General features: G+C 48.4%; 3 protein-coding genes. 1 reads left to right on the top strand and 2 read right to left on the bottom strand.

Annotation, left to right across the window (positions count from 1 at the left end; all coding sequences use genetic code 11):
• Both ABO04_RS11755 and ABO04_RS11750 read right to left on the bottom strand, forming a co-directional pair.
• The coding region (locus tag ABO04_RS11755; RefSeq protein WP_160810857.1) for a hypothetical protein at positions 1–227 on the bottom strand (227 nt) is incomplete at its 3' end.
• Between the two features lie 168 nt (positions 228–395).
• Positions 396–629 (bottom strand): RHS repeat domain-containing protein, encoded by a 234-nt coding sequence (locus ABO04_RS11750; RefSeq protein WP_074455865.1) that lies wholly within the window; start codon positions 627–629, stop codon positions 396–398.
• Between the two features lie 182 nt (positions 630–811).
• On the opposite strand from ABO04_RS11750, the gene ABO04_RS11745 reads away from it, so the two are divergent.
• On the top strand, positions 812–1,235 hold a 424-nt coding region (locus ABO04_RS11745), incomplete at its 3' end, for a hypothetical protein (RefSeq protein WP_205012800.1).

Here is a 1,235-nt window from a genome sequence, read left to right as displayed (position 1 = left end):
GGGCCGTATTCAGTACGCTCCCCACGATTGGCTTTTGGTTGTGCTGTATTGGTTATGCGGGCATCTGCAGCAGGTGCTTCCACTACTGCCGGCACGCCCTGGCCGAACTGGATGTTACCTGCAGCCAGTACTGCACCCGGGAGAATCCCCGCCAGGAGCATTAACAGTACACTCATTCCTGCACCCACACCTTTGCGATGCTCACTTTTGTTGCGTTTAAACATCATCAGACTCCTGAGGAGATATGCGCAACTCGGATGCTCGTTTATCTCAACGATACTTCCTCGGGACGCAGGATAATAAGGTGATCCGTTTTGCGGATCGTTTAACAACTGCTAACTGCTGTGTACTGTGAAGAAACTGATGAAACGTGCGACTGGCTGCCGCAAGGAAGATTAGGGAACGCCAGTGGTGACCTGGCTGACACGGTTACCTGCCGCATCGTAGGTATAGGTGACGACTACTCCATTATTGTAAGTAGTGGTCTTGACTCGACCCAATGCATCATAGGTGTAGCTGATAGATCCGGCGAACACCGAAACCGAAAGCCCCAGCAGAGTAATAACCGTAAGGAATCGAAATGCCACACCTGCTGCCGGTGTACGCTTGGTAGTTTGCTGCGTGCTCATTAATTACTCCAGGTAAATGAATTTCTAATTCCTAACAATCATGACAGGATGCAACTACACTCCGTACACGTTATATAAACAAACTGTATTGATGTATTTCGCATATATTATTTGCAATAATGATTCAGATTGTCAACAATCGACGACAAAAGTATCCATTTTATATGCTCAATAAAAATCATATGCCTCCCTCAACAGGTAATGGACACGGTTTGTTACCCAATCTCCTTACGACAATTCGGACCGCATGGCAGTGGTGGCTGACTGAAATGGGCTGGCTGATAAAACCAATTACCCATCAGTTCACCAATTCACAAATTCCTTTGTTATTGGTAACCGATGCAACCGAAGAACCTTGTCTCTCTGCGCAAAGCTCCGAACAGGTATCTGACTGGCCGAATGCAGCTGTGGGGCGTTCCATAATCATTCTGTTACACCCGGAGCAGGTTTTGCAGCTGTCCTTGACCCTGCCACGATCAGCACGAGCAAACTTGCGGCCTGCGGTACGGTATCAACTGGCTGTCGAAGCGCCGATTGATGAAGCAGCACTGTACTTCGATATCGGTGATATTGCAGTGGCCCGTGCCCGTGATGAGATCGTTATAG

Origin of the sequence: Nitrosomonas sp. HPC101, from assembly GCF_009833125.1 — a bacterium.
Taxonomy (GTDB): Bacteria; Pseudomonadota; Gammaproteobacteria; order Burkholderiales; family Nitrosomonadaceae; genus Nitrosomonas.
The sequence above is the reverse complement of the archived record's forward strand: the minus strand, read 5'-3'. Positions and strand labels throughout refer to the sequence as shown.